The sequence below is a fragment of the Ruegeria sp. BHSA118 genome (genome assembly GCF_059613405.1).
Window position 1 is genome coordinate 1 of the sequence record NZ_JBXWSM010000065.1, and the last position, 24149, is coordinate 24149.

The window sequence follows — 24149 nt, forward strand, 5'->3', positions numbered from 1 at the left end:
GGTTGCCGCCACACTGTCGGACAGCGAGCTTTCGTCGCCAACACCGGCAAGACGCAGAATGTCCTCTTCGTGCTCTTCATCCAGAACGACCATCGCGTCGTCAATGGTGATGACACCGACCAAACGACCATCCGCATCCACCACCGGGGCCGAAATCAGGTGATACTGGTTGAAGGCATAAGCCACGTCTTCCTCATCCTGATCGACAGGGATGATGTGAAACTCGTCTTCTGCCAGATCAAGTAGCGGCACTTCACGCCGCGCCGCCATAAGCTTGCCCAACGTCACCTGAGCAACCGGTTTCAGGCGCGGATCGACCAGAACGACGTGATAGAACTGTTCGGGCAAATCGTCATTGGCGCGCATGAAGTCGATGGCTTGCCCAACGCTCCAGTGTTCCGGCGCCATGACGACTTCCCGCTGCATGAGACGACCGGCCGAGTTCTCGGGGTAGGACAGCGCCTGCTGGGCTGCGATCCTTTCGGAAACTTCCAATGCGCCCAGAATGGCCTCCTGCTGCGGTTCCTCAAGGTCTTCCAGCAGGTCAACGACATCGTCGCTTTCCATCTCGCGCACGGCTTCGGCCAGAACATCCGGGTTCAGAACCGAGATCACCTCTTCACGAACCGATTCATCCAGTTCAGACAGGATGTCGCCGTCAAACTCTTTGTCATACAGGCGGATCAGGCGCGCCCGGTCAAACGGATTGATCTGTTCAAGAAGGTCGGCAATGTCGGCCGAGTGCAGCGGCTCCATCAACTCAACCAGCTTGTCGCGGTCGTCTATATCGACCGCGTACAGGATTGCCGCTACTGCCTTGGGGTCCAACGCATAGGCGTCTTCATCCCGGGGCTGATCGTGTCCGGCTTCGTCTCTGCCTGTCGTCATGCTCTGCCCCTTTTTTACGATTTGCCCTTAAATAGAAGAAGCAGCTACCGGAAAACAATGACAATGCGCCGATTTACCCACTTCTTTCGTCCGCCTATGCTGGTGTGCGGTTCCAAACAGGTGGAGAACAGGGAAAATGGCGCAAAAGACGCTTTTGAAAGGGCGTGTTCTGAGTTTCACAGGCTCACCCTTCGACGGAGAGCCGACCGAGGCGGCCCGGCTGAACGAAGCGGTCGTGATCGAACACGGGCGAATTGCAGATGTCGGCACCGCCGATGCGCTGGAAAAAGCCCATCCTGACGCGGTTACGAAGGATCACGGAACGCGCTTGATCATGGCTGGGTTCGTCGACCCGCATGTGCATTATCCACAGACAGCGATGATCGCCAGCTGGGGCAAACGGCTGATCGACTGGCTGAACACCTACACCTTCCCGGAAGAGATGAAGTTCGGCGATTTCGACTATGCGACCGAGATCGCCAACCGGTATCTGGACCTGACGACTGCCCACGGCACCACGACCATGTGCAGTTTCTGCACAATTCACCCTGAAAGCGTGGATGCCTTTTTCACCGCGGCGCAACAGCGTGGGCAGCGTGTCGTCGCCGGCAAGACCTGCATGGACCGTAACGCGCCCGAAGGGCTGCGCGACACCGCCCAGACGGCTTACGACCAATCCGCCGCCCTGCTGGAAAAATGGCATCGCGTCGACCGCTTGTCCTATGCGATCACGCCACGCTTTTCGCCGACCTCAACCCCGGAACAGCTTGAGGCCATGGGCGCGCTTTGGGCCGAGCATCCGCATTGTCTCATGCAAACCCATCTGAGCGAGCAAACGGATGAAATCGAATGGGTCCGGTCCCTGTTCCCTGATACAAGGGATTATCTGGACACCTACGAGAAATTTGGCCTGTTGGGCCAGAACGGCCTGTATGGCCATGTCATCCATCTGGAAGACCGGGAACGGGATCGGCTGCGCGAGGTCGATGCCTCTTTGATTCATTGCCCCACATCGAACACCTTCATCGGATCGGGATTGTTCGACATGAACGGGCTGATCCATGATGGCCACCGGATTGGTTTGGCCACGGATACCGGCGGCGGGTCCAGCTTTTCGATGCTGCGCACCATGGCCGCCGCCTATGAGATCGGCCAATTGCGCGGTCGTCCCCTGCATCCGGCGCAATTGCTGTGGTTGGGCACGGTCGGATCGGCCCGAAGCCTGCGTATGGACGATTGCATCGGAAACATCACTCGAGGGATGGAGGCGGATCTGGTCGTGATCGACCTCGCCTCGACCCCCGCCATCGCCCAGCGCGAAGCCCATGCAGAAGACGTTTGGGAAGCGATCTTCCCAACCATCATGATGGGCGATGATCGCGCCGTGGCTGAGGTCTGGATCGGCGGGCAGCAGGCGGCTTAGGCCTGCAACGCCCGGGCAAGCGTGTTCTGGTGTTCGATCACGCGGGGCAGATCGATGGTCGTTATGTACCCGTCACGCACGATCTGGCGGCCTTCGACGAACAGATGTTTCACAGACATCGGCCCCGCCAGAAGCAGCGCCGCCGGATCCCAACTGCCCGCGCTTTCGATGCCGCGGGTATCCCACACCGCAATATCGGCACGTTTTCCGGGCATCAGCCGTCCACAATCGGGACGTCCCAACACATCCGCTCCGCCGCGCGTCGCGATCTCAAGCGCTTCGCGGGCCGACATGGCATCCGCACCATTGGCGACCCGCTGCAACAACATGGCCTGGCGTGCCTCAAGCATGAGGTTGCCATTGTCATTGCTGGCCGATCCATCGGCGCCGAGGCCGACCTTGACACCCACATCGCGCATCGCCCGCACCGGCGCGATACCCGATCCGAGGCGGCAATTTGAACAGGGGCAATGGGCCACGCCTGTTTCCGAGCGCGAGAACAGATCAATCTCGGCCCCGTCCAGCTTGACGCAATGGGCGTGCCAGACATCCGGGCCGGTCCAGCCCAATTCCTCGGCATATTGCCCCGGGCGGCAGCCGAATTGCGCCTGCGAATAGGCGATATCCTCATCATTCTCGGCCAGATGGGTATGCAGCATCACGCCCTTGTCCCGCGCCAGCAACGCTGCATCGCGCATCAGGTCGCGGCTGACGGAAAATGGTGAACACGGGGCAAGGCCAACGCGGCACATGGACCCGTCCGACGGGTCGTGAAACGCATCCACGACACGTACCATGTCGTCCAGAATAGCGGCCTCGTTTTCCACCAGATGATCCGGCGGCAGGCCCCCGTCGCTCTCGCCGATGCTCATCGCGCCGCGCGTTGGATGAAACCGCATCCCCAACTCGGACGCGGCCGCGATCGTATCCTCAAGCCGCGCGCCGTTGGGGTACAAATAAAGGTGATCGGAGCTGAGCGTGCACCCCGACAGCGCCAGTTCCGCCAAACCGATCTGGGCCGAGGTGAACATTTCCTCCGGCCCGAAACGCGACCAGATCGGATAGAGCGTTTGCAGCCACCCAAACAGCAACGCATCCTGCCCGCCCGGCACAGCCCGTGTCAGAGTTTGATAAAGATGGTGGTGGGTATTCACCAGGCCGGGCGTCACCAGACAGCCCGAAACATCATGCACCTCACCCTGTGTTTCCAGTCGCTGCCCGATCCGGGCAATCTGCCCGTCGCGGACCAAAATATCGGCCTTGAACAATTCCTGCCGGGACTCGTCCATCGTCAGGATCAAATCAGCATTTTTGAGAAGGGTTTCCGTCATTTCGCGCTCCTGCATCTGCCCGTCTCATGCAAGAAGTGCGTCGGCCGGTGGAAAACGGGCGCAAGAACCAGCCACCACCGGTGTAGTTGCCTTTGATGCGTCGGGCAACAGAATTCAGAATTGGCGGAGTATCTCAAGCGCCGCGGCGTGAAGGTCAGCGTTTGCCGCAGCCAGGGCCCGGCCGCCGTGATGTGCGGGGCCGCCCTGCCAATCGGTCACAATACCGCCGGCCGCCTGAATAACGGCAATCGGCGCATGAATATCATAGGAGTTCAAGCCCGCCTCGATCACCAGATCCGCCTGCCCGGCAGCCAGAAGCGCATAGGCATAGCAATCCATTCCATAGCGCGTCAGCTGCACCTGCTCGGCCACGGCCTGAAACCCCGCGCGGTCCTGCGGGGTTCCAACCTCGGGGAACGTGGTAAACAAAGTTGCCTGATCCAGCGCCCTGGTATCGCGCGTTTGCATTCTGCTGGTGCCCTGCGGACCGGTCATGTGAGCACCGGAAGACGATCCGACAAAGCGCTCTCCGATATACGGCTGGTCGATCACACCCATGAAAGGCCCGTTCTGATCACTCAGCGCAATCAGAACACCCCAGGTTGGCGTGCCGCTGATAAACCCACGGGTGCCATCGATGGGGTCCAGTACCCAGGTGCGGCCACTGGTGCCCTTATGCACGCCGAACTCCTCGCCCAGCACACCGTCATCGGGGCGCCGCCGCGCCAGAACTTCCCGCATCGCCTGTTCAGCGGCGCGGTCAGCCACTGTAACCGGGTCGAACCCGTCGGCCAGCTTGTTCGCGGTTTCCAGATTTGTTTGACGAAAAAAGGGAAGAATGGCCTCACGCGCAGCTTCGGCCATTTCTTCGGCAATTTCGATATCGCTCAGTGTCGTCGGTTGCATGACCCTGAGGTGCGAGCAATCCGCGACAAAGTCAAGTCAGTCAGGCAACCTCGCTGAGAACCCGCGCCAGCTCGAACAGGCGGCGACGCTGGTTTTCCGGAATCGCATAGTAAGAGCGCACCAGATCCAAAGCCTCTTTGTCACCCATCAGGTCGGCAGGGACGGATTTCTTGTCCGCATCGCCTTTCTGGGCTTCTTCCAGGCCTTCAAAGAAAAAGCTGACCGGAACATCCAGCGCCTCGGCGATGTCCCACAGGCGGGATGCGCTGATTCGGTTGGCACCGGTCTCATATTTCTGGATTTGCTGAAACTTGATACCAACTTGCTGCGCCAACTGCTGCTGGGTCATCCCAATCAGCCAGCGGCGATGCCGAACGCGCTTGCCCACATGGACATCGACGTGATGAGTCATTGGTATTCTCCTATACTACACAAACATCTGCACGGGATTTTGCGACGTCCGATATCGCAGTTTTAGAGAGCTCCCCTTAACCGCTCCCTAATACGGACTGTACCGCCCCCCGTTTACAGCACTGATTGTTTATAATGCCGGTTTTGAGATTTTTTTCAAGCTGGTTGAATCGAACGCCCCTGACAGGGATTTGTGGTTGTATTACCCCAAGCCTTTACAGAACCATATTCCTGCAACTGAGTCCTCCTTCAAAATTGGGGCCTTTTGCGCCCGCGCAGCAAACGGATTGACTTTTCTGGCGGCACACGCGCCTATGTCGGAAATTCTTGAGGAACAATATGCGGGCCTATTGCATTCCATCCGACGGGGCGTCTGCCCAGCTTTGTGACGTGAAAATACCCGAGCCGGGCGAAGGTCAGGTGCGGGTCGCCATAAAAGCTTGCGGCCTGAACTTCGCCGATCTGCTGATGCAAACGGGCACGTATCAGGACACGCCACCTGCCCCATTCACCCTGGGCATGGAGATCGCCGGTATCGTGGATACAGTCGGACCCGGCGTTTCAACACTCAGGCCGGGCGACCGGATCGCGGTCTATTCCGGTCAGGGTGGGTTAGCCGAGTACGGTGTATTCGACGCGGATCGTGCGATCATGCTGCCGGACGACACCGGATTCGAAGACGCCGCCGCCATCCAGATCGCATATGCCACCAGTCACATGGCCCTTGATCACAGGGCGCGCCTGCAACCGGGTGAAACCCTTCTGGTTACGGGCGCAGCGGGCGGCGTCGGCCTGACTGCCGTCGAAATCGGCAAGCTCATGGGCGCCACGGTCATCGCGCAGGCGCGCGGCGAGAACAAGCTTGCCGTTGCCCGTGCCGCTGGTGCCGATCATCTGATCGATGCCTCGGAAGACCTGCGGGAGCGGGTCAAATCGCTGGGTGGCGCGGATGTCGTCTATGACGTCATCGGCGGGGATGTGTTCAAGGCCGCGTTCAGGGCCACCAATCCCGAAGGGCGTTTGCTGCCCATCGGATTCGCCGGGGGGGACATCCCGCAGATTCCGGCCAATCATCTGCTGGTCAAAAATCTGGCCGTGATCGGGGTGTATATCGGCGGCTATCTGAAGTTCCGCCCCGAAGCTGTGCGCAACAGTTTTGACACGCTGTTCAAGTGGCATTCAGAGGGCAGGATAAAACCGCATATCAGTCATGTTCTGCCCCTTGAAGATGTCGCACATGCAATGCAGTTGCTGAAAGAGCGCAAGTCGACGGGCAAGATCGTGATCACGCCCTGATCGCGGTCATCCGACCACGGCCCGCAACTGGGTACCGCCCAGCAATCTGAAGTTCTGACGCACCAACTGTGCCAGAGCTTCGACAACCGCATCCCGGCCCTGCTCGCCACCGTAGAGGTTGATCATGTGTGCAGGTAAGTCCGGCAGAGCCCCACCCGAGTCGATCTGTTCAAGATGTGCGGCCTCGGTTCCGTCCAGCATTGCGTGAACCGCAAGATCGGCACTGACCGTGGCTTCTATTGTCCGGTCGTTTTCGGTTTCCACGGACAGTTCCCACGGTATTCCGGCCGCATCCAATGCTGATATGACCTGCGGTCTGAACAAGCAGCGCCGTCCTAGCGCCAAGGGCAACGGACGCTTGCGCCATGCAGACCCGCCCGGCGCGCCGATCCAGCGCAACGGCAGCTCTGCGATGGTCTCTGCGCCATCGGCCGAAGACGGTTCGGTCGTCAGGATCACATCGCACTCGCCCCGCTTGTACATGTCTTTCAATTGCAGTGAATAGGACGACACCAACTGCACCCTGACGCGGGGAAAATCGGCGTTGAACCGTTGCAGGACCCGGGGAATCGCGGGGTAGACGATGTCATGGGGAACGCCCAGAACCACTTCGCCCTCAAAGGCCTGATCGGTGAGTTTCGAGATTACTTCGTCATTCAGGGCAATCATGCGGCGCGCGTAGGCCAGCAGCTGCTCACCGGATGCGGTCAGGGCAATTGTCCTGCCGCTTCGGTCCAGCAACTCCAGGCCCAGCAGCTCCTCCAGTCGCTTGAGCTGCATGGACACCGCAGACTGCGTCAGATGCAGAAATCCGGCGGCGCGGGTCACACCGCCCTGATCCGCCACCGCCACAAAAGATCGCAGGGTTGTAATGTCCAGATTTCGCATCTTCACGATTCCTTATGCGTTCCATCAAAAATATTCGTTTTTAAAATATGTCATACTCACCCATATCAATCAAGGAAATTGATGACAGCCAGCGAAACCATCAAAAATTCGGAAAGGACACGTTATGACTCAACTCGCAATCCATAATCCCTGCAAACCAGCCAAACGTTCTTTGGTGTCCCTGATCTCTCAAGCGTTCGAGCTGTCCAGACAGCGGCGAAAGCTGGCACAGCTGGATGCCGCCGTGCTGGACGATATCGGTGTCACCCCCGAGGAAGCATCCGCAGAAGCAAAACGCTTTTTCTGGGATGCACCTCAATTCTGGAAAAGGTAAATGTGACTCTCATATTTTTATGGCGATGGGCGACCTCGAGTCGCCTGTTGGCATTTTTGTTGCGTGTTTTAGTCGGTTTTCCCCCGGAATCTCTTGAAACACAGCCCCGTGTTGCCGATATTTAGATGGAAAACCGCCCCGCTCTGCCGGGGCGCTCTAACTTGACGACTAGGGAGACCCTTTGATGGCACAATTCGACACGATCCGGACGGCATCCGGCGCGCGCGCCGCCGAGATTGATCAGGGCCTGCGCGCCCACATGAACAAAGTCTACGGCACGATGTCCGTCGGCATGCTGATCACCTTTGCAGCGGCCTGGGCAATTGCCGGTCTGGCAACCACAACCGATCCGTCGGCAGCCGCCGCTCAACTGAGCGAAAGCAAGTATCTGACGTCGTTTGGTTACTCGCTGTTTGCGTCGCCTCTGAGATGGGTCATCATGTTTGCCCCGCTGCTGTTTGTCTTTGGCTTTAGCGCCGGGATCAATCGTATGTCGGCCTCGGCTGCTCAGCTGGTGTTCTACACCTTTGCTGCGGTCATGGGTGTCTCGATCAGCTGGATTTTCCTTGTGTTCACCGGCGAATCGATCATTCAGGTGTTCCTGATCACTGCAATCGCCTTTGCGGGTCTGTCGCTTTATGGCTACACGACCAAGAAAGACCTGTCCGCAATGGGCACATTCCTGATCATGGGTGTGATCGGCCTGATTGTCGCCTCGATCGTGAATATCTTCATCGCCTCGTCGGCGATGGCGTTTGCGATCTCGGTTCTGGGCGTACTGATCTTTGCCGGCCTAACAGCCTATGACACGCAGAACATCAAAAACACCTATCTGCAAATGGCCCATTCGGGCGATCAAGAATGGTTGGGCAAGGCCGCGATCATGGGCGCACTGAGCCTGTATCTGGACTTTATCAACATGTTCATGTTCCTGCTGCAACTGTTTGGCAATCGTGAATAAGCGGCCGGAATAGCCGATTTCCAAGGGCGGGCCTTACGGGTCCGCCCTTTTTGTTTTCCGTAAACCAAACAAAAACCCCCGCCGAATTCGGCGGGGGTTTTGGACTTGAGAGAGAAGTCCGTTAGCTGCAATTCAGCGGAACGGCAAAGCCCGAGCTCTTTTCCGAGGTGCCTTTGCGGTAGACCTGACCAGCCGGCAGACAGCCGGTAAAACGCTCTGCTTCTTCCGCAAAGCCAACACCGACCGAATTGTCGACCTTCACACTGTTCGAGCGCGTACGCAGCACACCAAACAAGGTGCCGTTGACACTGACAGTGCTGAGGAACAGGTTTGTGTCGCTTCCTTGCAGTTGAACAGCAGTGTTTGGCGTCTGCCCGCCATTGTCGATTGCAACCGAAGCCACCTTGGACGGTTCAACCTCATCACTCAAAAGCGTGACTGTCCGCAGTTCCGCCAGCTCTGCCGGAACGTTGGTCGCGTCTGGCAGAAAGGCGACGGCCCCGGGTACGTCCGAAATCGTGCGCGGTTCGCCATCGATTCCAGTAAACCCGACACCTTCGCGGTTAAACGGGTCTTCACAGGCCGCTAGGGTCAGAACGGCAATTGTGGATAACAAGATTTTTTTCATGGCGGTCAACATTTTGTGGCGGTTTGCTGAAGCGTACTTGCAGGTTCCCACAAAAAGCAAGCCGCAGGGGATGCGATTGTCCCAAACGCTGATGCGCCACTGCAACGGACTGCCAAGGCCCGCCATCCGCCGAAATCAGGAAACCGGAACTGAAAAAGGGCTCTGTGCAACAGAGCCCTTTTTCGGAATTTCCAAATGGAATGGCAGATTACTTGATCTTGCCTTCCTTGTACTCGACATGCTTGCGAACGACCGGGTCGTATTTACGAATGGTCATTTTCTCAGTCATGGTGCGCGCGTTCTTCTTGGTCACGTAGAAGTGGCCCGTGCCCGCGGTCGAGTTCAGACGGATCTTGATTGTCGTCGGCTTCGCCATGGTTATCTCCTGCGTCCGAAAAGGCAGGGGCCTTTCGGTTGAATTCCTATGAGCGTGCGCTTTTACGCGCTGCACCGCCTATGTCAAGGCCAATCGGTTGATACCGGCTCAGGAATCTGGTGCAGGTTCACCCGGGCAGGGTTGGCGCGCCCATATACGTGTGAATCTGGTCTCTTTCCGCGTCGGAAAGACCCAGGGCGGTGGATAATTGCCGCAGGTAAGACGCCTCGCGCGCGTTGTCCAGACGGATCGCAGCCAGGGAAGTCGCATAGATCTGCGCTTTTAGCGGCGCACCAGAATCAGCCGCCAACCCCATGACGTCAATCGGTGCGTTCAGCTGCTCTTGCACAAAAGCGCGCTCTTCCTCGCTGACATCATCGCCCAATTCACCCAGAATGATTTCCTTTTCCTGTTCATCCAGTTCGCCATCCGCCTTGGCTGCCTGAATCATTGCCCGCAGCATGAGTTTTGCCTGCTCTTCCATCGCTGCACCCGCAGGCGTGCCACCAAACACGGTTTCCATCATGTCGCCCGTGTGTTGATTGGCTGTCTTGGCGGCCCCCTGCATGGCATTCAACAACCCACCCAAACCAGCGGCTCCGGCTGTGTTGCCGCCGATCCCCATCTTGCTCATCATGTCCTGCAAGCCTGACGCGCCACCGGGCAGACCGAATTGTTCTGCCATTTTGCCCAGCTGATCCACGCCAAAACCGCCGCCAGCGCCTTGCATCATGTCTTGCAGCCCAGCCATGCCGCCCATCTTCTGATATTTTTCCATGCCCTTGGCCGCAGCAAAACCAATGGCCACGGACGCCAGCGTTTTCATAAAGCTCATAATTAACCTCCCATATCTTCAAATTGGTTCCAAAAGTCTAACAGCTGAATGCAATCCCGAATACTGCGCTCAACCCCAACGCGACCGGGCAGATGGTAAAGCCCAAAGAAGGCATGCAATTTGCCGTCTTGTTTGTACATATCACGGATTCGTGATAAGTTCGCCCATCCAAGAAGCCGAATTCAGGCTCGAAGGCCGAGGCAGCGTGAATGGGGTCAACCTGCAACGAGCAGAGTTGTATTTCGCGACTTTTCTTGGGGGGCTATCATGACAGAATGGGCTATTCAGGCCGAAGAACTGGCCAATTGCAATTGCAACTTCGGTTGCCCGTGTCAGTTCAGCGTACTTCCGTCACACGGCAATTGCGAGGCGGTTGTGGTCTTTGACATTCAAAGCGGTCACTACGGAGACACTGATCTGGGCGGTCTTCGGGCGGCAGGGGTCTATCATTGGCCGGGACCAATTCATGAAGGTAACGGTCAGATGCAGCTGATCATTGATGAAAGCGCAACATCTGACCAGCGGACCGCGTTGCAAGCGATCATGACCGGTCAGGATACGGATGAAATGGCCACGTTCTGGTATGTCTTCAGCGCCATGGCACCGACGAAACATGAAACGCTGTTTGTTCCGATCGAACTTGACTGGAACCGCGAAGAGCGCAGCGGATACGCCAAGGTTGCCGGAGTTTTCGATGTCGAGGTCAATCCGATTCCTCATATCGTATCGGGCGCACCTCACCGCGCGTCGATACAGTTGCCGAACGGCTTTGAATACCGCCATGCCGAAGCGGCATCGGGCAGTGCGACAACGACAGGTGGTCAGATCAAGCTGACCTTTGACGCAACCCATGCTCATCTGGCGCATCTGAACATCTCGGGCCATGGCGTATTGGGCGCATAAGCAGAGAACACCCATGACCAAACAGAACGCATCGCCCCGGGGCGGGACGGTTGAGTGGGTGCTGAGACAGGACAGCGCGATTGTTCTGGGAAGCGTCCTTCTGATCATCCTCGGTGCAACCTGGTACACGATAGCCGGCGTCGGGATGAACATGTCCGCAGTCGAGATGACCCGGATGGCCGGCCCGGTCGGAGACCCCATGCAAATGGGTCCGGCAGCAGCGTGGAGCGCAAGCTATGCCTTGCTGATCTTTCTGATGTGGTGGGTCATGATGATCGCCATGATGACCCCAAGCGCTGCACCTGCCATTCTTCTGTTCATCGCGGTCAAGCGGACAGGGCCTGAAAAACATCGAACGGTTGCGTTCAGCCTGTGGTTTTTATCCGGCTATCTGGTGGCCTGGGGGGCGTTCAGCCTGATTGCAACTTCGTTGCAATGGGGGTTGGAACAAATCGGGTTGTCCGACGGGCCGATGATGACGATCAGCTCGGGCGTCTTCGCAGGATGCATTCTGCTGGCGGCTGGCGCCTATCAGTTTTCAAGTTTGAAAACCGCATGCCTGCGCCACTGCCAGAACCCCGCACGTTTCCTGGCCGATCACAACCGACCCGGAACATTCGGTGCATTCCGAACCGGTATCCTGCACGGCACGTATTGTCTGGGGTGCTGCTGGGCACTGATGCTGCTGCTTTTCGTCGGAGGGATCATGAACCTCTACTGGATTGTCGGAATTGCCGTCTATGTCGCGCTGGAAAAACTTTTGCCCGGGACCCGGTGGCTTGTGCCGGTGACAGGTTTTGCGCTGATCGGCGCTGGCCTTTGGTTCATCGCGGCACCGTTGTTTTCCGGCACCTGATTTTAAACGGCCCCGGGGTCGGCTGACTTGAAGACCCAAAAACGATTTGATGTAACAGGAGGTATCAATGCCCATTTTCATTACTTACGCATCTTACTCGCAAGCCGGCGTCAAAGGCATGTTGCAAAAGCCCGAGAACCGCACCGGTCCGGTGAAGGCTCTGCTGGAAAAAGTAGGTGGCAGGCTGCTGTCCTTCTACATGACAACCGGCAGCAACGACGTGGTTGTGATCAGCGAAGCCCCCGATGGAACAGACGCCGTGGCCGTTGGCATGGCGGTCGCCGCGTCGGGTGCAGTGACGAACATCGAAACCGTTCGCGCCTGGACCGCGGACGAGTTCACGTCGATAACCGAGAAAGCGGCGGCACTGACCGGTTCCTACACGCCGCCCGGAGGATAAGAGGATACGCGCGGAGGGCCTGTAAGCCGGATCTTGTTCCAGGGTTGCCCCCTTCGATGACCATTCCTCTAGGCCGTGCATTGCTGCGCGGCTCAAGCTGCCAACCCGGTCCCTCTCGGCCAAGACGCGCTTAGCGGTGGTATCGGCTGACGCCGACCATCCCGCGCGGGGACCCTATTTGGCATTGCTCCCGGTGGGGCTTGCCGTGCCGCCGCTGTTGCCAGTGGCGCGGTGGGCTCTTACCCCACCGTTTCACCCTTACCCTGAACCAAGGTTCCGGGCGGTCTGATTTCTGTGGCGCTTTCCGTCGGGTTGCCCCGCCCGGGCGTTACCCGGCACCGTTGTCTTGTGGAGTCCGGACTTTCCTCTCGGGCCTTGCGACCCCAGCGGCCATCCGGCCCTCCGCGCGTGGGTTGGGTAGGCTTTGCGGTCGGCGGCGTCAAGGGTGGATGGTTCAGAGAAGGGGCCAGCCCCTTCTTGGCCTGCGGCCAATTCAACCCCGGGATATTTTCAGCCAGATGAAGTGCGGATCAGGAATGCCGGATCAACGTTGCAAGGTCGGCTTGCTGCAAAGGCCCCCTGCCCCATGGGCGGTATCGAAGGCGGATGGCATGCAACAGTGTTTCATCGTCTGCATCAGCGCTGAAACCGGCGGCCCGAGCCAGATTTCGGAACTGGCTCTTTGATACAGTTTGCGGACCAGCGGCATATCCGCGGGGCGCGGCCAGCAAGTTGCGCTCGAGCCGTAACCAGTCAAATCGCGGACCGGGGTCAAATTTGCGCCCGGGCGCCATGTCCGAATGGCCGATCACGCCACTTGGCAAAATGGCCCAACGATGCATTATCTGATTCAATAGCTGTTCCAGCCGGCGCATCTGGAGTTCCGGGAACGGATGCTTGCCGGTGTTGTCCAACTCGACCCCGATGGACCGCGAGTTGATGTCGTTTCGACCGCGCCACTCGCCTGCCCCAGCGTGCCACGCGCGGTGCTCTTCACGCACCATCTGCCAGACCCTACCATCATTACCAATCAAGTAATGGGCCGAGACCTCAGCCTTCGGGTCACAAAGACGGTCCAGAGCTGCCTGCGCACTGTCCATGGCCGTGTAGTGGATCACGATCAAGGATGGTGTCAGACCATCCCGGCGTTCACCATAATTGGGTGAGGGATGCCAGATCGGGTTCAGGGGGTCAGTTATTGACGGCACTGCGGAACGGGCTCGGATCCCAGCCACAGGCATAGCCATCCCCATCCGGGTCCAGACCTTTGCGGTCGCGCTGGGGGCCGCCATTGGACAGAAACTCGATCTGAGCCTGATCAGGGGATGGGAATTGCGCACAGTTCCGTTGCGCCTTGGCCTGAAGATTGAAGCCCGAGCGGCTGTAGAGTTGGGTGCCAACGGGATTGGACGTGCTCAGTGCATATTGCACGATGTTCGGCTGGCCGCTCGCCGTGCGCTCGGGCACTGCCGTCGGGGCCACGAGCTCGTAGGTCTGGCGGTTCTGCTCGATCCGGGCGGCGTCGGATTCTATGCTGCGGCGTTCGGACACGGCGGCAAAGTCCTGTTCATCCGAAATCGCGCCAGTGTTCGCCACGGGAACCGCCGTAACCGCGGCTGGGTTTTGGCCAGATGTGCTGGCCAATGCCGCCGCGGCCTGGTTGGCGATATCCGCGTTTTCACCCGTCGCAACAGTCGCCGCACCCGGGGCGCCCAGCGGTTGTTGTGACACATCGACCGGAGCCAGCAGAGGGTTGCCGACCGCACCCTGACCTGCCAATTGAGCCTCGCGCTGCGCCTGGTATTCAGGCGTGTTGAAACCCGTGCTGGTCAGCGGCGCGACATCTGTGCATGCAGCTGCCAGTGCAAGAGCGGGCACCAAAAGCAAAACGCGCATTGTTTGGCTCCGTGTCTAGTGCTTCAGTTGCCCGAGGCTTACCACCATTTCCCGGGCTTGGCCACAAAACCGGCCGCGTTTTCCAGCGCATAGGCGGTATTGAGCAGGTCGCCTTCTTCCCAGGGACGCCCGATCAGCTGCAATCCCAGCGGAAGACCTTGTGTGTCCAGCCCTGCGGGGACCGAGATACCGGGCAGTCCCGCCAGGTTCACGGTCACGGTGAAGACATCGTTCAAATACATTTGAACAGGATCTGCTTCGGTCATTTCGCCCAGACCGAAGGCCGCCGATGGGGTTGCCGGGGTCAGGATGGCGTCGACACCGGCCGCGAAGACGTCTTCGAAGTCTTTCTTGATCAGCGTGCGCACCTTGCGGGCACGATTGTAATAGGCGTCGTAGAATCCAGCCGACAGAACATAGGTGCCGACCATGACCCGGCGCTGCACTTCGTGGCCAAAGCCCTCGGCGCGGGTCTTTTCGTACATCTCGGTGATACCATCCCCCTGCGCCAGCTGTGCACGATGCCCATAGCGGACACCGTCATAGCGGGCGAGGTTCGAAGACGCCTCGGCCGGGGCGATCACATAGTAGGCCGGCAGCGCATACTTGGTGTGTGGCAGCGAGATATCGACGATCTCGGCCCCCGCATCCTTCAGCATCGCGGCACCATCTGCCCAGAGCTTTTCGATCTCGGCTGGCATGCCGTCCATGCGGTATTCCTTGGGGATACCGATCTTCTTGCCCCTGATGTCTCCGGTCAGCATCGCTTCGAAATTCGGGACGGCCAGGTCTGCACTGGTCGAATCCTTGGCGTCATGGCCGCACATGGTTTCCAGCATGATCGCAGCGTCGCGGACATTCTTGGTCATCGGACCGGCCTGATCCAGCGAGGACGCAAACGCCACAATGCCCCAGCGCGAGCAACGACCATAGGTCGGCTTGATGCCGGTGATGCCGACAAAAGCCGCGGGCTGGCGGATGGAGCCGCCGGTATCGGTACCGGTCGCCGCAAGGCACAGGTCAGCGGCCACAGCAGACGCGGACCCACCGGAGGAACCGCCCGGTGTCAGCTGCGCGTCATCGTTGCCACGACGCCACGGGCTGACCGCGTTGCCATAGACCGATGTTTCGTTGGACGAGCCCATGGCGAATTCGTCCATGTTCAGCTTGCCCAGCATGACTGCGCCTGCATCGGCCAGTTGCTGTGACACGGTGGATTCGTATTCCGGCTTGAAGCCTTCAAGAATGCCCGATGCGGCTTGCGACGGCACGCCCTTGGTGCAGAACAGGTCCTTGATGCCGATCGGCAGGCCACACATTGACGGTGCGTCGCCACCCTTGATCCGTTCATCCGCAGCCTTGGCGCGCTCCATCGCGATCTCGGGCGTCTTGTGGACGAATGCGTTCAGCGCATCTGCTTCATCAATGGCTTTCAAGCAGGCTTCTGTCAGCTCAACAGACGTGACGTCGCCGGCTCGCAATGCGTCGCGGGCCTCGGCCAGGCCCATTTTGTTCAGATCGCTCATGTCTTACTCCACCACTTTGGGGACTGCGAAGAACCCTTCGCGGGCGTCGGGGGCGTTGGCCAGAATCTTGTCCTGCTGATTGCCATCGGTGACTTCGTCCTGACGACGCTTGAGGCGCATGGGTGTGACCGAAACCATCGGCTCGACACCTTCCACATCCACTTCGTTCAGCTGTTCGATGAACCCGAGGATGGTGTTGAACTCGGATGCCAGCGCCGGCAGCGCGTCATCCTCGACCTTGATCCGGGCCAGTTTGGCCACTTTGGCGGCGGTGCTTTGGTCAATCGACATCGGCTTCCCTCATCTACGTTAGGGGGCGTTTACCCTTCTGTAGCGGCAGTCGCAAGACCGGCGTGCCATGGGTGGGTCCGAGTTTGGAATCCCCTCCTCTGCTGAGGCTATTCAAAACTGAATGACTGGTATGCAAAAAAGTAAACCGAATAGTTCATTATCGATCTTGAAAACTGAACTGTACTGTTCATTTTATTTGTGCGACATAACGCAAACCGGAGAAAAAACATGAAACCCCTGATAACAGCCGCAGTCTTGTCCGCCACGATTTTGGCCGCACCGGCCATGGCTTTGGGTATCGACACAAGCAACCTGACACGCACGTTGACCTTCCCGTCCCCTATCGCGGAACCGGTCACGCAGGATCAGGTTAAACCTGCCAAATAACGCGCAGGTCCTGGCCGGGTCAGATATCCCCTCTCTGACCCGGCTGTTTTTCATTTTCGAGGATGCACATCCCTGAGCAAGCCGTTAGCATGACGTCGAATACAGAACAGAACTGCGCCGAGGTTTCGTAGTTCAGGCAAGCCAGTGGAGCAGATGATGAGCGCGCAAAAACAAGCGGTTCTGGACGCAATCGACGCAGCCAATGCAAATGACCCCAACCAAGACGAGGGCCGCCCCGCGGCACTGTTATATGGCGAACGCATGAGCGCCGAGCTGGGCCGCCTGTTTCCGGACGCTTCCGACGCCCTTCAAATCGCCGCGCGCGGGCAGCATGTGGAACGTTGGAAACTTGCCCGCAGTGAATATCCCGAAGGCCGCGTTGGATACCTGTCATGGCGCAAGGCGCAGGGCGAACACCATGCAGACGTGGTCATGGGGTTGATGGCCCGCGAAGGTTACGATTCAGAACAGATCGAGGCCGCAGGGCGCATGTTGCGCAAACAGGGCATCAAGCGGGACGCGGAAGTGCAGGCTTTGGAAGACGTGATCTGCTTTGTGTTTCTGAAGTGGTATTTCCAGCCCTTTGCCGCAAAACACTCGGCCGAGAAAATCCAGAGCATCGTTGAAAAAACGGCCCGCAAGATGTCGCCCGAAGGCCGCGCTCGGGTATTGAGCGAATTTGATCTGCCCGACCATCTGGCCGCAGCCTTTCAGAACTAGAAGCGGACCGGGGCGGTTTCGTTGGCTTCTTGCCATGAGGCTCGGAAGACACACGCGATCCTCCCGCGTTTCAAGACGCCGGGCCTTTGCTGAAACGGCCCCTGACAAGAGCTGCGCGATACACCTCGATCATCCATCCCAACATGATGGCATTCAGGATATGCCACATGAAATGTGTCCCCATCGGCCATTGCCCGCAAAATGGCAAATCCAGCGCCCGGAACGTGATCGACAGAATCAGGATCAAGGGCCCGATTGTCATCCCTTTGGCCAGGATCATGTCTTGGCCCCGCAGCAGGAACGCATAGATCAGGATCAACAAAGGGACCGGCGCGTAAACCGCCGACCCGCCAAGCCCCGGCACAAGCTGGAACAGGGGCGCAACGAGCGCCACATAGGGAAGAAACAGAAGCGTACCGCAAATCGCCATTCCAGAAGACATGCGACAGATGTCGCGGTTCACCGCAAATATATAGACCAATATGAACAGCAGGATCGGCGCCACATCCGCCAAGGCCGCCCAAACCCGGGCATGGGTGTGAAACAGATAGCTTCCGATCCCGATCATGGCCAAAATTACGACCAGACCCTTGGCCAGCGGCATGTCCTGATCGCGTACGCGCCGCCACATGACCCATGCGGAAATTAGAAAAGCAGCGTTCGTGATCGCATTGATCGGCTCGGCCCAATAGTCCGGCGACACGCGTTCACAATAGCCATCAATTTCTCGAATCCAGTCCATGGAAATTTACATAACCGATGCTAGGCTGGAGCCAAGACAAGACTTGAGAGGAATTCCGGAATGAACATTATCTGGCTGGGCCATGGCAGTTTTCGCATCGAAACTCAGGGGCAGGTTCTGTTGATCGACCCATGGCTGACCGGTAATCCGGTCTTGCCCGAAGATCGGCATGATGCCGTGCTGGAAGGGGCGACCCACATTCTTTTGACCCACACGCATTTTGACCACGTGGCCGATGTACTTCCCCTGGCAAAGCACCTGAAAATCCCCGTTGTCGGACAGTATGACCTGATGGGATACTGGAGCGAAGCGGAAGGCATTGAGACCATCGGCTTCAACAAAGGCGGCACCGTTGACCTGAACGGCGTCATGGTGACAATGGTACCGGCCTCTCACAGCTCGACTTTTTCAACGCCGGACGGTCTGCGCACCGGCGGCAGTGAAGTCGGCTTCATGATCGCAGCCGAGGGGCGTATGCTCTACGTCTCGGGCGATACCGACATCATGGCCGACATGGAATGGATGGGGGATTACTACAAGCCCGATATCGGCATCCTTTCGGCCGGCGGGCATTTCACCATGGATATGAAAGCCGCCGCCTATGCCGCGAAACGGTACTTTGACTTCAAGACGGTCATACCATGTCACTACAAGACGTTCCCCATTCTGGAACAATCCGCACAGGCATTGATCGATGGGTTGCCCGGGGTCGACGTGATCGAGCCTGAGGTTATGAAAGCCATCACCGTCTGACGACAGCGCAGCGCGTCAGCGCGGGTTGTCCTGCCGGCGCGCTTCGAAGAAGGCCTTCAAAAGCGCGGCAGCCTCTTCGCCTGCAATCCCGTCATAGACCTCGGGCACGTGATGCGCCTGCGGGTGCGAAAATACGCGCGCACCATGCGCCACGCCCCCGGATTTGGGGTCTGCCGCACCGTAATAGATCCGCCGGATGCGCGCGGCTGCCAAGGCCGCGGCGCACATCGCGCAAGGCTCCAACGTAACGTAGAGATCATGATCCGGCAGCCGTTCAGAGCCCGCCTGCGCACAGGCTGCACGCAAGGCCATGATTTCCGCATGGGCCGTGGGGTCATTCAATTCGCGCGTCCGGTTTCCGGCTGCGGCCACGACCGTTCCGTCCGGACCGACGACAACGGCCCCCACGGGCACCTCGCCGCGGTCAGCGGCTGCGCGCGCCTCGGTCAGGGCCTGTTGCATATGCGATTTGAACACCATGCCCCCTGACTGCCGCAGAAACCCACCTTTCGCAAGCGCCCGGGATGCGGTATGGCCCTGACATGAACAAGACCCCACCCCCCGGCGATCGGATCGCCAAAGTCCTGGCCCGCGCTGGCGTAGCATCCCGGCGCGAGGCTGAACGCATGATAGAAGCAGGCCGCGTGGCAGTGAATGGCAAGACCATCGACAGCCCCGCCCTGAACGTGACCGCGAAAGACAAGATCGCCGTCGACGGCAAGCCGGTCTCGGAACCGGAACCGTCGCGTCTGTGGCTGTATCACAAGCCCGCCGGGTTGGTGACGACGACACGCGACGAAAAAGGACGAGAGACAATATTCGACAAGCTGCCCGATGACATGCCAAGGGTGATGAGCGTCGGTCGGCTGGACCTGAATTCAGAAGGGTTGCTGTTGTTGACCAACGATGGCGCCATCAAGCGCAAGCTGGAACTGCCCTCGACCGGCTGGTTGCGGAAGTACCGCGTGCGGGTAAACGGTCGCCCGAAGGACGAGGATTTCGAACCGTTGCGCAAGGGGCTGGTGATCGAGGGTGAACGGTTCCAGCCAATGACCGTCACATTGGATCGCCAGCAGGGCGCAAATGCCTGGCTGACGATCGGCTTGCGCGAAGGCAAGAACCGCGAAATCCGCCGCGCGATGGAAGATATCGGTTTTACCGTGAATCGTCTGTTGCGCGTGTCCTACGGCCCCTTCCAGCTTGGGACGCTGAAACAGGGCGAGGTCGAAGAAATCCGTCGCCGGGTCATGCGGGACCAGCTGGGGCTGGACGCCGAAGACAAACCCGGCAACGCGCCCAAACGCCCGTCACGGCCCCCAAAAAAACGGCCTCAGATCGGCAAGAATCCCCGTAAGTGATGTGGGTTCGGCAACCTTCCCCCTAGCGCTAAGCCCGCGCATACCCTAAATTTTCAGTGAATGCTGCTATTTGGGGGGCGTGATGTCCGGAAGCGGAGTGCAAAAACTGACCTACGCTGTACTGCTGGTGCTGTTGTTTGGCGTCTGCACCGGTTTGCTCGGAGGTCTGTAAGCCATGGCAAAGCGGTTTGGCGGCAAATACAGCCCACAGGGGGATGAATCGGAAAACGCTCCGCTGCGGCGGGGTCAGTTTGACGGTGCACGGGTCGAGCCCGCTGGCGCACGCGTGAATATCCTGTTTCTGCCTGCCATTCCTTTGGTGTTTCTGTCCCTGAACGACGGCGCGATTGGCATGACACTGGGGCTGGTCGCCGCTGGCTTTCTGACGGCGGCTGCATTCCTGCTGCGAGAAGGTCTGAGGGCCGAAGCCGCATACAATGCCCGCAAAACCGCCCGACGACCCGCTTTCCCGCGGAAGATATTTGCCAGTGTTCTCACCGGCCTTGGTGCTGGCCTTGCGTCGTACAGGTCCGAGTTTCTGGACGCTGAAGCAGCCGCGCAGGTCAGCCTGTTGGCCCCCCTGCTGTTTGGTGTCGCAGCGACCGTTCTGCATTCTGTCTCATTCGGGCTCGATCCGATGAAGAACAAGGGCATGGAGGGGGTCGATACCTTTCAGCAAGACCGTGTGGCCCGCGTGGTCGATGATGCCGAGAAACATCTGTCGGAAATGACGGATGCCATCAAACGCGCTAGTGACCGCAGGGTCGAAGCCCGGGTCGAGCGATTTCAGGACACCGCGCGGGATTTGTTCCGCACGGTCGAGGAAGACCCGCGAGATCTGGCCGGTGCTAGAAAGTACCTGACCGTCTACTTGCAGGGCGCACGGGACGCGACCGTTAAGTTTGCTGATGTCTACGCCCGAACCCGCGACGCGCAGGCACTGGCCGACTATTCTGCCCTTCTGGACGATCTGGAACAGAATTTCGCCGCGCGAACGCGGAAAATGCTATTGGATGACCGCAGTGATCTGACGGTCGAAATTGACGTGTTGCGTGAAAGACTGCAGCGAGAAGGCGTCCGGCTGGACTGACCGGCCATTATTTGAGCGAGGAACATACCCATGTCCGATGAGATCAAGAACAAGGCAGTTCAGGCCGAAACACTGGTACAGGAAGTCACCGCAGTTGCCCTGCCCGAACCGCACGCCGAGGTCGTGTCGTTGGAGGAAGCCGACGAACCCGCCAGCGCCGAAATCCGCAAGCGGATGAATGAAATCGACATGGGCAACACCAATTCGATTGTCGCGTTCGGCTCGTCCGCCCAGGCCGAGTTGCAGGAGATCAGCCAGGCCATGCTTGCGGATGTGCGCAACAAGGATGTCGGCCCGGCCGGTGACAGCCTGCGCAATATCGTGACCACGATCCGCGGTTTCTCGGTCAGTGAACTTGACGTGCGGCGCGAGCGCAGCTGGTGGGAGAAACTGTTGGGCAGGGCTGCGCCTTTTGCCAAATTTACCGCCCAGTACGAAGAGGTTCAGGGCCAGATCGATCGCATTACCGACGATCTTCTGGGGCATGAGCATACGCTGCTCAAGGATATCAAATCTCTGGATCTGCTGTATGAAAAGACCCTGGGCTTTTATGACGAACTGGCGCTGTACATCGCAGCGGGCGAAGAGAAGCTGACCGAGCTGGACAGCCACGACATCCCTGAAAAGGAAACCGAAGTTCAGGCCGCTCCGGAAGATCAGCAAGTGATGAAGGCGCAGGAACTGCGTGACATGCGCGCGGCGCGGGACGACCTTGAACGCCGGGTTCATGACCTGAAACTGACACGACAGGTCACGATGCAGTCGCTGCCGTCGATCCGTTTGGTTCAGGAAAACGACAAATCGCTGGTCACCAAGATCAATTCGACACTGGTGAACACGGTCCCGTTGTGGGAAACACAACTGGCCCAGGCGGTTACGATACAACGCAGCGCCGAAGCCGCCGCCGCGGTGCGGGATGCCAACGACCTGACGAACGAGCTTTTGACTTCGAATGCGGCCAACCTGCGTGAATCGAACAAGATGATCCGCCAAGAGATGGAGCGCGGTGTATTCGACATCGAAGCGGTCAAGCAGGCCAATGCCGACCTGATTGGCACCATCAACGAAAGCCTCGCCATTGCGGACGAAGGCAAAGCCAAACGCGCCGCAGCCGAAGCCGAGTTGCAGAAGATGGAAAAGGAACTGCGCGACACTTTGGCGGCTGCCAAGGCGCGCCGCGACGGAACCGGCGACACTGCCGGTACGGCGGTTCCTGGCTGAGGGCGGGATCGGCGTGCGGGCCTTCGGTTACTTGAAAGGAACCTTGGGGATGGTATCGCTTTTGGCTCTGGCCAATTGCGACGAAACCCTGACGTCATCTGTTGTTCCGCAACCTCGGCCGACACCCGCACCCGTGGCAGCCAATGCCTATGTGCCGCCGTCAGCCGCAAGTCAGGATCTGGCGCGTTTTTATCAGCGGGTTGAACGGGATTTGCTGGTGCGGGGGCTTCTGCGCACCGATGGGGGCGGCCCGGACACCCCCTATGATGCCGACGATCTGGCGCGGAATTTCGAAGCGATTGCGTTCTACAGCGAATACCCGACGCAAAGCGTCTCGGTTGGCTCGCGTCAAACGGACGGGCAACTCAGCCGATGGTCCGGCTCTGTCCGCATACAGACCGAGTTCGGGCCCTCCGTGCTTCCCTCTGCACGGCAGCAAGATGCGGATCAGGTTCGGTCCTTTGCCACCCGACTGGCCAGATTGACCGATCATCCGGTTTCCGTCGTCTCTCGCAACGCCAATTTCCATGTCTTTTTTGCAGGCAAGGACGACAGCGCCTATGTCGTATCCCGCCTGAAACAGCTGATCCCGAATATCAGTCAGGACTCGCTGAACCTGGCGGCCAATCCACGCGCCAATTTCGATTGCTTGGTGTTTGCATCGGCAACGACGTCTTCACCACACAGATACGTACGTGCCGTTTCCCTTATCCGGGCCGAATTGACGGATCTGGGCCGCCAAAGCTGCATTCACGAAGAAATAGCTCAGGGTCTTGGCCTGTCCAATGACAGCCCGGCAGCGCGGCCTTCGATTTTCAATGATGATGACGAATTTGCCCTGCTGACAAGTCACGACGAAAAGCTGCTGACGATGTTGTATGACCCGCGGTTGCAGCCCGGCATAGACGTTGATGAAGCGCGACCCATTGTACGAATAATCGCACATGAATTGATGGGGCAGCCGCTCTGACCCCGATGACAGGAGAACCCAGATGGGAATTTTCGATTTTCTGACCGGAGAGTTCATTGACGTCATTCATTGGGTGGACGACACCCGTGACACGATGGTCTGGCGGTTCGAGCGTGAAGGCCACGAGATCAAGTATGGTGCCAAGCTGACCGTGCGCGAGGGCCAGGCGGCGGTATTCGTGCACGAAGGCCAGTTGGCCGACGTGTTCACGCCGGGCCTCTACATGCTTGAAACCAACAACATGCCGATCATGACGACGCTGCAACATTGGGATCACGGGTTCCAGTCGCCGTTCAAGTCCGAGATCTATTTCGTCAACACGACCCGGTTCAACGACCTGAAATGGGGCACCAAGAACCCGATCATGCTGCGCGATCCCGAATTCGGCCCGACCCGGATCCGCGCCTATGGCACCTACACGATCCGGGTCAAGGACCCGGCCCGTTTCCTGGTCGAGATCGTGGGCACCGATGGTGAGTTCACGATGGACGAGATCAGCTTTCAGATCCGCAATATCATCGTGCAGGAGTTCAGCAGGGTGATCGCAGGCTCGGGCATCCCGGTTCTGGACATGGCCGCCAACACCGCCGATCTGGGCAAGCTGATCGCGGCCGAGGTCTCGCCGGTGCTGGACGGCTATGGGCTGGAGATGCCGGAATTTTACATCGAGAACATCTCATTGCCGCCGGCAGTCGAGGCGGCGCTGGACAAGCGCACCTCGATGGGTCTGGCGGGAGATCTGGGCAAGTTCACCCAGTA

General features: G+C 58.8%; 29 protein-coding genes and 1 other RNA gene. 15 read left to right on the forward strand and 15 right to left on the reverse strand.

Going from position 1 to position 24149, the window contains the following annotated elements:
- On the reverse strand, positions 1–888 hold an 888-nt coding region (locus AC2FNN_RS16965; protein WP_496759680.1), incomplete at its 3' end, for a magnesium transporter.
- 136 nt (positions 889–1024) lie between these two features.
- On the opposite strand from AC2FNN_RS16965, the gene guaD reads away from it, so the two are divergent.
- Positions 1025–2311, forward strand: coding sequence for a guanine deaminase (gene guaD / locus AC2FNN_RS16970; protein ID WP_496759682.1), 1287 nt, complete (start codon positions 1025–1027; stop codon positions 2309–2311).
- Here the strand turns inward: guaD and AC2FNN_RS16975 are convergent.
- From AC2FNN_RS16975 to AC2FNN_RS16985, 3 genes are all read right to left on the reverse strand, one after another.
- A complete protein-coding gene (locus AC2FNN_RS16975) occupies positions 2308–3642 on the reverse strand; it encodes an 8-oxoguanine deaminase (RefSeq protein WP_496759683.1) in 1335 nt (444 codons plus the stop codon). The genes guaD and AC2FNN_RS16975 overlap by 4 nt on opposite strands.
- 114 nt (positions 3643–3756) lie before the next feature.
- Complete coding sequence (gene hisN, locus AC2FNN_RS16980) at positions 3757–4548, reverse strand: histidinol-phosphatase (protein ID WP_496759684.1); 792 nt, start codon at positions 4546–4548, stop codon at positions 3757–3759.
- A 40-nt stretch (positions 4549–4588) separates the two neighbouring features.
- Complete coding sequence (locus tag AC2FNN_RS16985; RefSeq protein ID WP_496759685.1) at positions 4589–4960, reverse strand: helix-turn-helix domain-containing protein; 372 nt, start codon at positions 4958–4960, stop codon at positions 4589–4591.
- A 338-nt stretch (positions 4961–5298) separates the two neighbouring features.
- Between AC2FNN_RS16985 and AC2FNN_RS16990 the strand changes: the two genes are divergently transcribed.
- On the forward strand, positions 5299–6255 hold the full coding sequence (locus tag AC2FNN_RS16990; protein ID WP_496759686.1) for an NADPH:quinone oxidoreductase family protein: 957 nt from the start codon (positions 5299–5301) through the stop codon (positions 6253–6255).
- A gap of 6 nt (positions 6256–6261) precedes the next feature.
- On the opposite strand, the gene AC2FNN_RS16995 is transcribed toward AC2FNN_RS16990, so the two are convergent.
- A complete protein-coding gene (locus AC2FNN_RS16995) occupies positions 6262–7143 on the reverse strand; it encodes a LysR family transcriptional regulator (protein ID WP_496759687.1) in 882 nt (293 codons plus the stop codon).
- Positions 7144–7267: 124 nt separating this feature from the next.
- Here AC2FNN_RS16995 and AC2FNN_RS17000 point away from each other — a divergent pair, with 124 nt between their 5' ends.
- The gene (locus AC2FNN_RS17000; protein WP_224853592.1) at positions 7268–7477 is read left to right on the forward strand and encodes a DUF1127 domain-containing protein; all 210 of its coding nucleotides are present in this window, start codon (positions 7268–7270) and stop codon (positions 7475–7477) included.
- Positions 7478–7661: 184 nt separating this feature from the next.
- Complete coding sequence (locus tag AC2FNN_RS17005) at positions 7662–8438, forward strand: Bax inhibitor-1/YccA family protein (RefSeq protein WP_171722863.1); 777 nt, start codon at positions 7662–7664, stop codon at positions 8436–8438.
- Positions 8439–8559: 121 nt separating this feature from the next.
- On the opposite strand, the gene AC2FNN_RS17010 is transcribed toward AC2FNN_RS17005, so the two are convergent.
- The 3 genes from AC2FNN_RS17010 to AC2FNN_RS17020 form a co-directional block, all read right to left on the reverse strand.
- Complete coding sequence (locus AC2FNN_RS17010) at positions 8560–9066, reverse strand: hypothetical protein (protein WP_496759688.1); 507 nt, start codon at positions 9064–9066, stop codon at positions 8560–8562.
- 208 nt (positions 9067–9274) lie between these two features.
- The gene (gene rpmG / locus AC2FNN_RS17015) at positions 9275–9442 is read right to left on the reverse strand and encodes a 50S ribosomal protein L33 (protein ID WP_037309480.1); all 168 of its coding nucleotides are present in this window, start codon (positions 9440–9442) and stop codon (positions 9275–9277) included.
- A gap of 127 nt (positions 9443–9569) precedes the next feature.
- Complete coding sequence (locus AC2FNN_RS17020) at positions 9570–10277, reverse strand: DUF533 domain-containing protein (protein ID WP_496759689.1); 708 nt, start codon at positions 10275–10277, stop codon at positions 9570–9572.
- Between the two features lie 267 nt (positions 10278–10544).
- Here AC2FNN_RS17020 and AC2FNN_RS17025 point away from each other — a divergent pair, with 267 nt between their 5' ends.
- From AC2FNN_RS17025 to AC2FNN_RS17035, 3 genes are all read left to right on the forward strand, one after another.
- A complete protein-coding gene (locus AC2FNN_RS17025) occupies positions 10545–11180 on the forward strand; it encodes a DUF1326 domain-containing protein (RefSeq protein WP_496759690.1) in 636 nt (211 codons plus the stop codon).
- Between the two features lie 13 nt (positions 11181–11193).
- The gene (locus AC2FNN_RS17030; RefSeq protein ID WP_496759691.1) at positions 11194–12036 is read left to right on the forward strand and encodes a DUF2182 domain-containing protein; all 843 of its coding nucleotides are present in this window, start codon (positions 11194–11196) and stop codon (positions 12034–12036) included.
- 67 nt (positions 12037–12103) lie between these two features.
- Positions 12104–12436: a GYD domain-containing protein gene (locus AC2FNN_RS17035; RefSeq protein ID WP_152458759.1), complete on the forward strand. Its 333-nt coding sequence runs from the start codon at positions 12104–12106 to the stop codon at positions 12434–12436.
- 6 nt (positions 12437–12442) lie between these two features.
- Here AC2FNN_RS17035 and rnpB read toward each other — a convergent pair.
- The 5 genes from rnpB to gatC all read right to left on the reverse strand — a co-directional run bounded on the left by rnpB (position 12443) and on the right by gatC (position 16149).
- An RNA gene (gene rnpB / locus AC2FNN_RS17040) (RNase P RNA component class A) lies at positions 12443–12842 on the reverse strand.
- Between the two features lie 124 nt (positions 12843–12966).
- Complete coding sequence (locus AC2FNN_RS17045; RefSeq protein WP_496759693.1) at positions 12967–13677, reverse strand: N-acetylmuramoyl-L-alanine amidase; 711 nt, start codon at positions 13675–13677, stop codon at positions 12967–12969.
- A complete protein-coding gene (locus tag AC2FNN_RS17050) occupies positions 13628–14332 on the reverse strand; it encodes a hypothetical protein (protein WP_496759694.1) in 705 nt (234 codons plus the stop codon). Before AC2FNN_RS17050 ends, AC2FNN_RS17045 begins: the two co-directional genes overlap by 50 nt.
- A 38-nt stretch (positions 14333–14370) precedes the next feature.
- Entirely contained in the window at positions 14371–15858 is a 1488-nt protein-coding gene (gene gatA / locus AC2FNN_RS17055; RefSeq protein ID WP_496759695.1) for an Asp-tRNA(Asn)/Glu-tRNA(Gln) amidotransferase subunit GatA, read from the reverse strand.
- 3 nt (positions 15859–15861) lie between these two features.
- Positions 15862–16149, reverse strand: a complete 288-nt coding sequence (gene gatC, locus AC2FNN_RS17060; protein ID WP_117868236.1) for an Asp-tRNA(Asn)/Glu-tRNA(Gln) amidotransferase subunit GatC — start codon at positions 16147–16149, stop codon at positions 15862–15864.
- A gap of 228 nt (positions 16150–16377) precedes the next feature.
- Between gatC and AC2FNN_RS17065 the strand changes: the two genes are divergently transcribed.
- On the forward strand, positions 16378–16536 hold the full coding sequence (locus tag AC2FNN_RS17065) for a hypothetical protein (RefSeq protein ID WP_170343617.1): 159 nt from the start codon (positions 16378–16380) through the stop codon (positions 16534–16536).
- A 156-nt stretch (positions 16537–16692) separates the two neighbouring features.
- A complete protein-coding gene (locus AC2FNN_RS17070; protein WP_496759696.1) occupies positions 16693–17256 on the forward strand; it encodes a DUF4202 domain-containing protein in 564 nt (187 codons plus the stop codon).
- A gap of 70 nt (positions 17257–17326) precedes the next feature.
- Here AC2FNN_RS17070 and AC2FNN_RS17075 read toward each other — a convergent pair whose 3' ends face one another.
- Positions 17327–17998: a ceramidase domain-containing protein gene (locus tag AC2FNN_RS17075; RefSeq protein WP_496759697.1), complete on the reverse strand. Its 672-nt coding sequence runs from the start codon at positions 17996–17998 to the stop codon at positions 17327–17329.
- A 60-nt stretch (positions 17999–18058) separates the two neighbouring features.
- Here AC2FNN_RS17075 and AC2FNN_RS17080 point away from each other — a divergent pair, with 60 nt between their 5' ends.
- Entirely contained in the window at positions 18059–18751 is a 693-nt protein-coding gene (locus tag AC2FNN_RS17080; RefSeq protein ID WP_152458771.1) for a metal-dependent hydrolase, read from the forward strand.
- Between the two features lie 15 nt (positions 18752–18766).
- Here AC2FNN_RS17080 and AC2FNN_RS17085 read toward each other — a convergent pair whose 3' ends face one another.
- Entirely contained in the window at positions 18767–19231 is a 465-nt protein-coding gene (locus tag AC2FNN_RS17085; protein ID WP_496759698.1) for a nucleoside deaminase, read from the reverse strand.
- Positions 19232–19293: 62 nt separating this feature from the next.
- Here AC2FNN_RS17085 and AC2FNN_RS17090 point away from each other — a divergent pair, with 62 nt between their 5' ends.
- From AC2FNN_RS17090 to AC2FNN_RS17110, 5 genes are all read left to right on the forward strand, one after another.
- Entirely contained in the window at positions 19294–20109 is an 816-nt protein-coding gene (locus AC2FNN_RS17090; protein ID WP_496759699.1) for a pseudouridine synthase, read from the forward strand.
- 175 nt (positions 20110–20284) lie between these two features.
- Entirely contained in the window at positions 20285–21199 is a 915-nt protein-coding gene (locus AC2FNN_RS17095) for a 5-bromo-4-chloroindolyl phosphate hydrolysis family protein (protein ID WP_496759700.1), read from the forward strand.
- Between the two features lie 30 nt (positions 21200–21229).
- Complete coding sequence (locus AC2FNN_RS17100; RefSeq protein WP_496759701.1) at positions 21230–22420, forward strand: toxic anion resistance protein; 1191 nt, start codon at positions 21230–21232, stop codon at positions 22418–22420.
- Positions 22421–22469: 49 nt separating this feature from the next.
- Positions 22470–23390: a DUF2927 domain-containing protein gene (locus tag AC2FNN_RS17105; RefSeq protein ID WP_496759702.1), complete on the forward strand. Its 921-nt coding sequence runs from the start codon at positions 22470–22472 to the stop codon at positions 23388–23390.
- 22 nt (positions 23391–23412) lie between these two features.
- Positions 23413–24149, forward strand: a 737-nt coding sequence (locus tag AC2FNN_RS17110) for an SPFH domain-containing protein (protein ID WP_496759703.1), incomplete at its 3' end; no start/stop codon positions are given.

What these genes read in the sequence shown, in the direction of transcription:
- AC2FNN_RS17030 (WP_496759691.1), top strand. Translation starts at nt 11,194, where the DNA reads ATGACCAAACAGAACGCATCGCCCCGGGGCGGGACGGTTGAGTGGGTG.
- AC2FNN_RS17035 (WP_152458759.1), top strand. Translation starts at nt 12,104, where the DNA reads ATGCCCATTTTCATTACTTACGCATCTTACTCGCAAGCCGGCGTCAAA.
- AC2FNN_RS16995 (WP_496759687.1), bottom strand. Translation starts at nt 7,143, where the DNA reads ATGCGAAATCTGGACATTACAACCCTGCGATCTTTTGTGGCGGTGGCG.
- guaD (WP_496759682.1), top strand. Translation starts at nt 1,025, where the DNA reads ATGGCGCAAAAGACGCTTTTGAAAGGGCGTGTTCTGAGTTTCACAGGC.
- AC2FNN_RS17095 (WP_496759700.1), top strand. Translation starts at nt 20,285, where the DNA reads ATGGCAAAGCGGTTTGGCGGCAAATACAGCCCACAGGGGGATGAATCG.
- AC2FNN_RS17010 (WP_496759688.1), bottom strand. Translation starts at nt 9,066, where the DNA reads ATGAAAAAAATCTTGTTATCCACAATTGCCGTTCTGACCCTAGCGGCC.
- AC2FNN_RS16990 (WP_496759686.1), top strand. Translation starts at nt 5,299, where the DNA reads ATGCGGGCCTATTGCATTCCATCCGACGGGGCGTCTGCCCAGCTTTGT.
- AC2FNN_RS17065 (WP_170343617.1), top strand. Translation starts at nt 16,378, where the DNA reads ATGAAACCCCTGATAACAGCCGCAGTCTTGTCCGCCACGATTTTGGCC.
- AC2FNN_RS16985 (WP_496759685.1), bottom strand. Translation starts at nt 4,960, where the DNA reads ATGACTCATCACGTCGATGTCCATGTGGGCAAGCGCGTTCGGCATCGC.
- gatA (WP_496759695.1), bottom strand. Translation starts at nt 15,858, where the DNA reads ATGAGCGATCTGAACAAAATGGGCCTGGCCGAGGCCCGCGACGCATTG.
- AC2FNN_RS17000 (WP_224853592.1), top strand. Translation starts at nt 7,268, where the DNA reads ATGACTCAACTCGCAATCCATAATCCCTGCAAACCAGCCAAACGTTCT.
- AC2FNN_RS17085 (WP_496759698.1), bottom strand. Translation starts at nt 19,231, where the DNA reads ATGGTGTTCAAATCGCATATGCAACAGGCCCTGACCGAGGCGCGCGCA.
- AC2FNN_RS17090 (WP_496759699.1), top strand. Translation starts at nt 19,294, where the DNA reads ATGAACAAGACCCCACCCCCCGGCGATCGGATCGCCAAAGTCCTGGCC.
- AC2FNN_RS17005 (WP_171722863.1), top strand. Translation starts at nt 7,662, where the DNA reads ATGGCACAATTCGACACGATCCGGACGGCATCCGGCGCGCGCGCCGCC.
- AC2FNN_RS17105 (WP_496759702.1), top strand. Translation starts at nt 22,470, where the DNA reads ATGGTATCGCTTTTGGCTCTGGCCAATTGCGACGAAACCCTGACGTCA.
- AC2FNN_RS16975 (WP_496759683.1), bottom strand. Translation starts at nt 3,642, where the DNA reads ATGACGGAAACCCTTCTCAAAAATGCTGATTTGATCCTGACGATGGAC.
- hisN (WP_496759684.1), bottom strand. Translation starts at nt 4,548, where the DNA reads ATGCAACCGACGACACTGAGCGATATCGAAATTGCCGAAGAAATGGCC.
- AC2FNN_RS17045 (WP_496759693.1), bottom strand. Translation starts at nt 13,677, where the DNA reads ATGCCTGTGGCTGGGATCCGAGCCCGTTCCGCAGTGCCGTCAATAACT.
- AC2FNN_RS17100 (WP_496759701.1), top strand. Translation starts at nt 21,230, where the DNA reads ATGTCCGATGAGATCAAGAACAAGGCAGTTCAGGCCGAAACACTGGTA.
- AC2FNN_RS17020 (WP_496759689.1), bottom strand. Translation starts at nt 10,277, where the DNA reads ATGAGCTTTATGAAAACGCTGGCGTCCGTGGCCATTGGTTTTGCTGCG.
- AC2FNN_RS17050 (WP_496759694.1), bottom strand. Translation starts at nt 14,332, where the DNA reads ATGCGCGTTTTGCTTTTGGTGCCCGCTCTTGCACTGGCAGCTGCATGC.
- gatC (WP_117868236.1), bottom strand. Translation starts at nt 16,149, where the DNA reads ATGTCGATTGACCAAAGCACCGCCGCCAAAGTGGCCAAACTGGCCCGG.
- AC2FNN_RS17075 (WP_496759697.1), bottom strand. Translation starts at nt 17,998, where the DNA reads ATGGACTGGATTCGAGAAATTGATGGCTATTGTGAACGCGTGTCGCCG.
- rpmG (WP_037309480.1), bottom strand. Translation starts at nt 9,442, where the DNA reads ATGGCGAAGCCGACGACAATCAAGATCCGTCTGAACTCGACCGCGGGC.
- AC2FNN_RS17025 (WP_496759690.1), top strand. Translation starts at nt 10,545, where the DNA reads ATGACAGAATGGGCTATTCAGGCCGAAGAACTGGCCAATTGCAATTGC.
- AC2FNN_RS17070 (WP_496759696.1), top strand. Translation starts at nt 16,693, where the DNA reads ATGAGCGCGCAAAAACAAGCGGTTCTGGACGCAATCGACGCAGCCAAT.
- AC2FNN_RS17080 (WP_152458771.1), top strand. Translation starts at nt 18,059, where the DNA reads ATGAACATTATCTGGCTGGGCCATGGCAGTTTTCGCATCGAAACTCAG.